This window comes from Streptomyces sp. NPDC016845, from assembly GCF_044332585.1.
In the GTDB taxonomy this organism is placed as follows: Bacteria; Actinomycetota; Actinomycetes; order Streptomycetales; family Streptomycetaceae; genus Streptomyces.
In genome coordinates, this window is sequence record NZ_JBIRPI010000061.1 from 1 (window position 1) to 5,179 (window position 5,179).

Below are 5,179 nucleotides of genomic sequence, written 5' to 3' on the forward strand. Positions count from 1 at the left end.
GGCGGGGAGGGCGCGAAGTACTGGCTCCAGGTCCTGACCGAGATCAAGAACCGCGGCGCGGCCGACGTCCTGATGCTGGTCTGCGACGGCCTGACTGGCCTCCCGGACGCCGTGAACACGGTTTGGCCTGCGACGATCGTTCAGACCTGTGTTGTTTACTTGCTGCGGAACAGCTTCCGCTACGCAGCCAGGCAGGACTGGAGAAGATTGCGGAAGCGCTCAGGCCCGTCTACACCGCGCCGACCGAGGAGGCCGCGCTGGACCGGTTCGTGGAGTTCACCGATGTCTGGGGCGGGAAGTATCCGGCGATCGTCCGGCTCTGGGACGCGGCCTGGGCAGAGTTCGTGCCCTTCCTCCGGTTCGACGTGGAGATCCGCAAGATCGTCTGCACCACCAACGCGATCGAGAGCATCAACGCGCGAGTCCGCAAAGCCGTCCGCGCCCGAGGACACTTCCCCACAGATCAGGCCGCCCTCATGTGCGTCTATCTGGCCGTCATGAGCCTGGACCCGACCGGCACCGGATGCAAACGCTGGACCATGCGCTGGAAGGCCGCACTCCAAGCTTTCGACATCACCTTCGACGGCCGGCTCACCGCCGGACGCCGCTGAAAAAACCGACCGAGTTCCACCGTTCGCTACACAGACCCCTGTCACACCGCGCTTCTATTGCGGTCGCATCAGATGCAGGTCCTCGCCCCAGGCGTCCAGTACCGCGCCGTGCCCGGCCTGCCTGGCCTCTGCCTCGACCTGGGCGAAGAGGCGGCGCTGTACGGATACGTCGCCCGTTCCCGCGATGCGGTCCGCGGCGCCGAGCAGCGTTCCGATGTCCCAGCCGGGCAGCGGAAATCGGGCAAGCTCCCATTCCAGGTACTTGTTGTAGGGGCGGGGGCGACGGTTCAGTGCGAAGAGCAGATCCAGCAGGGCCCGGATGCTGTCGGCAGCGTCGAGCCGGGCAGCGAGCGTGTGCCCGTCGCGGTCGTTCTTGACCGAGCGGTAGAGGGAGTTGGCGTAGGCGTCGAGCGATTCGTCCGCCTCGCGGAAGGCTTCGTCGGTGTCGAGCCGTGCCTTCTCGGCGAGGATCTGGGTGATGGCCCCGTCGAGCCGGTCGAGCACGACCTGGGCGCGGGCGAGGGCGTACCGCTCGAAGCCGGGCATTCCGGCGGCGCGGAACTCGTCGAGGGAGAGGACGACGAGGTCGAGTTCCGGGGTGCGGTGGCCCGTGAACCGGGTGAGGTTGGTTGTCGCGTGGTCAGCGAGTACGACGTACAGGTCGTGGTCGGAGTGCTTGGTGGTCATCCCCTCGTGAGCCCGGGAGCCCTTGAGGACAAGGCCGACGACAGCTGGATCAGTGGCGGCGAGTTCGACGAACGCGTCGTAGGTGATGGGGTTCTGAGCAGTCATTTCGTGATCTCCGGATCGTCATGATGGGCATACCAATCAGGCGACCCCGAACTCATCAGGGTCGCTCTCGCACCATCTGCGGCGGCACTTGGCCGTCGCCCGGAAGATCAACGCACCTGCGGACTCTACTCCCCAGTCAGCCCAGAGGTCTGAGCTTCGTTGCTTTCGTCCCGAACTGACCGATGCCTCCAGGATGTCCTCGTTCAAGACCCAGCGGTGCCGCAGTAAATGCCGGATTTACTGCGGCGGGCCCCGGCTGTGGTCTTCGCGATCTGGGGCGGACCGCTCCGCCCGCCGGGGCGATGTGTACGCATTTGCTGCGGCACCACCGCGCTGACCATGCGGTAAGCCGAGTCATGATCCACTCGTTGCCCCGTTGACGCGTATCTCGGCCGACCCCCTCGTCCTCCCGTCTTGAGGCGGGAGGACGAGCCGGGGTTGGCCTGTGCACCAGATTCAGGAGGGCAGCCCCGGGCCGGTCGAGCGACCAGGAATTTGGCGGATGGTGGGAAAGCCCAGTTGGGTAACCGTCGGCTTGAGGTGTCCCCTCCGCAGCCACACCCCTCCCAACGCCGCACCCCTGCGCAGTGTTCCGCCGACGGGCCCGACGGCGGGCGAACTGCGACACGCCCTGCCCGGCGGCCGTCGCTGAAGCGAAGCCGAAGGTTAATGCGCCGCGGCCGCGCGGGACGCGGACCGGCTCGGAAGCCCGGAGGCCCGGCACGCCCGAGGGCCTGCGCCGCATCCGGGCGCACTGCACCCTGACGTCCCACCAACGGGTCGCACGCGACGACGCCGAACAGCTCCAGCACGGTTCAGACGGCGGTCCAGTCGCGTAGCTGGCGCGCGATGGAGGCGACGCCTTGGGCGCCAGCAGCGGCATCGCGCACCAGCTCGGCGGCCGCCTTGATCGGATAGTCCAGGCGTCGCTCGTGCAGCATCAGGTAGGCCTCGGTGGCATGCCAGGCGAAGGCGGCGTTGGAGTGCTCCAGGCAGGGCAGCCGCGCCAGGGTGTGCAGCAGGGCTGCCGCCTTCAGGTTCAGCGACCCGTAGACATCGTGCTCCAGAGCGCGGGCGCTGACCCGGGCGACGGCCGCATACAGCGGTCCCAGATCATCGACCTGTGGGTCCCCGTCCAGCAGCTCGGCGGCGTGCAGCAGGAAGGACACATCCAGCGGATGCTGCTCGGGCTCGCTCACGCGGCATGCCCCCGCGCGGACGCGTCCAGCTCGGCGCGCGCGTCCCGCTCCGCCGCCCGCTGCTCCTTACTCGGATCCAGGTCGGTGAGGTCCCGGAAGGCATCACCGCTGCGGGCCTGGGAGGCCTGGAACGCGGCCAGGAACGTCTTCTCGACAGCGGTGGCCCGATCGACGGCGGCCCGCAGGATGTACTCCTGCATGCTCACCCCCTCCTGCCGTGCCGCGGCCTCGATCGCCGCTCGCTGGCCGGGGTCGGGAAACCGGAGGTTCAACGCTTTCGGATTACTCGCCATGGTACCGATGGTACTACTGGCCCCATGGGGTGGACAGGGCATCCGCCCGACGGCTGGCTCCCGGAACCGCAGCCAGGCCCGCCCAGCTGGAACAGCGAGCGACCGCGGGTTCGGCGGCGCTCGCAGCACAACGATGACAAGGCGCTACGGGGTACCGGGGCGGCGCAGACTAGGATCCCGGCTCATGACCGATCGGCCGTTACCTGCTTCCACCACTTCCGCGGCGCGGAGACTGGCCGCCCGCGTACGCGCGCTGCGCGAGGCGCGAGGGTGGACCTGCGAACGCCTGGCGGCGGAGGCCGGGATCGACCGGGCAACGCTGGCCCGCCTCGAAGGCGGAGGCGCGATTCAGCCAGGATTCTTCACCATGGGTGCCGTGGCCGAGGCCCTGTCTGTCTCTCTCGATGACCTGTTGCGTCACGCGCGCACGGCCGAGGGCGGCTTGTGGTCGGCGGGATACGAGGGACGGGACATCGATTCCTTCGTCGCATCCCTGCTCACCGCCCAAATCAGCATGGTCGCCGACGTCCGCCTGACCCCCATAAGCCGCAAGCCCGGCTTCAGCAAGACCCGCCTTGGACACGCGCTCGACGAGGCCGGCATCGCCTACACCCACCTGCGCGCCCTGGGAAACCCCAAGGACAACCGGGCCCCGTTCTGGGAAGGCCGCATCAGCGAAGGCCGCGCGCGTTTCCGCAGCCTGCTGCGCACCGACGCGGCACGGGCCGACCTCGACGTCCTTGCCGAACACGCAGCTCAGGCCCGGGTCGCCGTGCTGTGCTTCGAGAAGGACGAACAGCGTTGCCACCGCCAGGTCGTCCTGGAAACGCTCCGCAAGCGCGCCTCCCTGCCGATCGCCCCGCTGGCCTGACCCCAACTACCGGCTCCGCATGCCCCCTTGCGTGCCTTCAGCGCGTGACCTGCAATCTGGCACACGGGCTCAGCGGGGGAGGGGCGGGATGCCGGGCGGATGGCAGCGGGCACGCATCATGATCACGGTAAAGACGTATCCCGAGCTGTCCGCGAAGTACCGCGAGACCAGCTGCGTCGCCGGCATACGGCTCGACCGCGACAGCCCCGAACACGTACGCCTCTTCCCCGTCCCCTTCAGGCTCCTGGACGCACAGAGCCAGTTCGCCAAGTACGCGATCGTCGAGGTCGACGTGCGCCGCCACCAGCAAGACCGCCGCCCCGAAAGCTGGCGCCCGAACCTTGACACACTCAAGGTCATTGACCGGATCGGCACCCGCGACGGCTGGCGACAGCGCTACTCGCTCCTGCGCCCGCTGATCGCCCCGTCGCTGTGCGCGATCAAAAGGGACCAGGCCCGACACGGCACCTCCCTGGGCCTCTTTCGCCCGGCCGCCCCCGTCCACTTCCGGCTGGAGCCCGCCGAGCCCTGGCCGGCCTCCAAAGCCGCTCTGGCCGACCAAATGGACCTGCTTGACCAGGACCTGAAACAACTGCAATGGGTACCCCTGGAGTTCCGCTACCGCTTCCGCTGCAACGACGCCCACTGCACCGGCCACGACCTGGCGCTCCGCGACTGGGAAGCCGGCGAGTCCTACCGCAAATACCTGCGCACCTACGGGCAGACAGGGGTGCAGGACAAATTACGGGAGCGTTGGTCCACCCGGATGTTCAGCCCGGGCAAGGCCGTCCACTGCTTCGTCGGGAACCTCGCCAAACGGCCCGCAACCTTCATGCTGCTCGGCCTCTTCTACCCACCCCGGCAGGCCCTTGAGCACCACCAGGAAGAACTTTTTCCGCTATGAGTGCGCGGCTGGCGGTCTTTGCTGCGTGCCTCCGTCTGCGTAAAGCCTGTCCCTGGCCGCGGGGCCCACCTCAGTACCAGCGCTTGCCGGGGACCTGGCGTGTCTGGACGTAGATCTTCCCGCCGATGCTGAGGCTGCGGTCCACACCGTCCGGGTGGTCCGCGTCCTTGGTCACCGTGGCGGTCAGCCGGATGGCCGCCGGGCTCTTCTGGTACTCCATGTCGGAGCGGTCTGAGCTGCCCTCACCAGTCTGCACGGTCCGGTAGGAAACCTGCGCGAACATCTTCTTCTGCGCGGCCGTGAGGACGGCGTGCGCGTCGGTTCGCTCGTTGCGCGGGTGATCGGTGGCGGGAGTGGTGGAGTTGCTGCCGCACCCGGCCAGCGCCAGGGTCAGGCCGGCCCCCGCGAGGGTGAGTGAGGTTCCCCCGTTGTTCGGGAGTCGCTGATCAGCTGGTCAGGGCGGGTTGACGGGTGTTCAGGTTCGTTGGTTCGGCCGTCGCCTGGTCGGC

General features: G+C 68.3%; 6 protein-coding genes and 1 pseudogene. 3 read left to right on the plus strand and 4 right to left on the minus strand.

Annotation, left to right across the window (positions count from 1 at the left end):
• Positions 1-611: pseudogene (locus tag ACH4RC_RS42295) on the plus strand (transposase); the annotation flags it as partial.
• Positions 612-665: 54 nt separating this feature from the next.
• Here the strand turns inward: ACH4RC_RS42295 and ACH4RC_RS42300 are convergent.
• The 3 genes from ACH4RC_RS42300 to ACH4RC_RS42310 all read right to left on the minus strand — a co-directional run bounded on the left by ACH4RC_RS42300 (position 666) and on the right by ACH4RC_RS42310 (position 2,895).
• Positions 666-1,403, minus strand: coding sequence for a hypothetical protein (locus tag ACH4RC_RS42300; protein WP_398210440.1), 738 nt, complete (start codon positions 1,401-1,403; stop codon positions 666-668).
• A gap of 815 nt (positions 1,404-2,218) precedes the next feature.
• Positions 2,219-2,602, minus strand: coding sequence for a fic family toxin-antitoxin system, toxin component (locus ACH4RC_RS42305; RefSeq protein WP_398210442.1), 384 nt, complete (start codon positions 2,600-2,602; stop codon positions 2,219-2,221).
• On the minus strand, positions 2,599-2,895 hold the full coding sequence (locus ACH4RC_RS42310; RefSeq protein ID WP_398210444.1) for a DUF1778 domain-containing protein: 297 nt from the start codon (positions 2,893-2,895) through the stop codon (positions 2,599-2,601). The genes ACH4RC_RS42305 and ACH4RC_RS42310 overlap by 4 nt, the downstream gene beginning before the upstream one ends.
• 184 nt (positions 2,896-3,079) lie before the next feature.
• Here ACH4RC_RS42310 and ACH4RC_RS42315 point away from each other — a divergent pair, with 184 nt between their 5' ends.
• Together ACH4RC_RS42315 and ACH4RC_RS42320 are read left to right on the plus strand one after the other, a co-directional pair.
• On the plus strand, positions 3,080-3,766 hold the full coding sequence (locus tag ACH4RC_RS42315; protein ID WP_398210445.1) for a DUF488 family protein: 687 nt from the start codon (positions 3,080-3,082) through the stop codon (positions 3,764-3,766).
• A 118-nt stretch (positions 3,767-3,884) separates the two neighbouring features.
• Complete coding sequence (locus ACH4RC_RS42320) at positions 3,885-4,670, plus strand: hypothetical protein (protein ID WP_398210447.1); 786 nt, start codon at positions 3,885-3,887, stop codon at positions 4,668-4,670.
• A 70-nt stretch (positions 4,671-4,740) separates the two neighbouring features.
• Here ACH4RC_RS42320 and ACH4RC_RS42325 read toward each other — a convergent pair whose 3' ends face one another.
• Positions 4,741-4,926 (minus strand): hypothetical protein, encoded by a 186-nt coding sequence (locus ACH4RC_RS42325; RefSeq protein ID WP_398210450.1) that lies wholly within the window; start codon positions 4,924-4,926, stop codon positions 4,741-4,743.
• Positions 4,927-5,179 lie beyond the last annotated feature (253 nt).

Coding starts and splice junctions, on each gene's coding strand:
- ACH4RC_RS42310 (WP_398210444.1), bottom strand. CDS start 2,895: ATGGCGAGTAATCCGAAAGCGTTGAACCTCCGGTTTCCCGACCCCGGC.
- ACH4RC_RS42320 (WP_398210447.1), top strand. CDS start 3,885: ATGATCACGGTAAAGACGTATCCCGAGCTGTCCGCGAAGTACCGCGAG.
- ACH4RC_RS42315 (WP_398210445.1), top strand. CDS start 3,080: ATGACCGATCGGCCGTTACCTGCTTCCACCACTTCCGCGGCGCGGAGA.
- ACH4RC_RS42300 (WP_398210440.1), bottom strand. CDS start 1,403: ATGACTGCTCAGAACCCCATCACCTACGACGCGTTCGTCGAACTCGCC.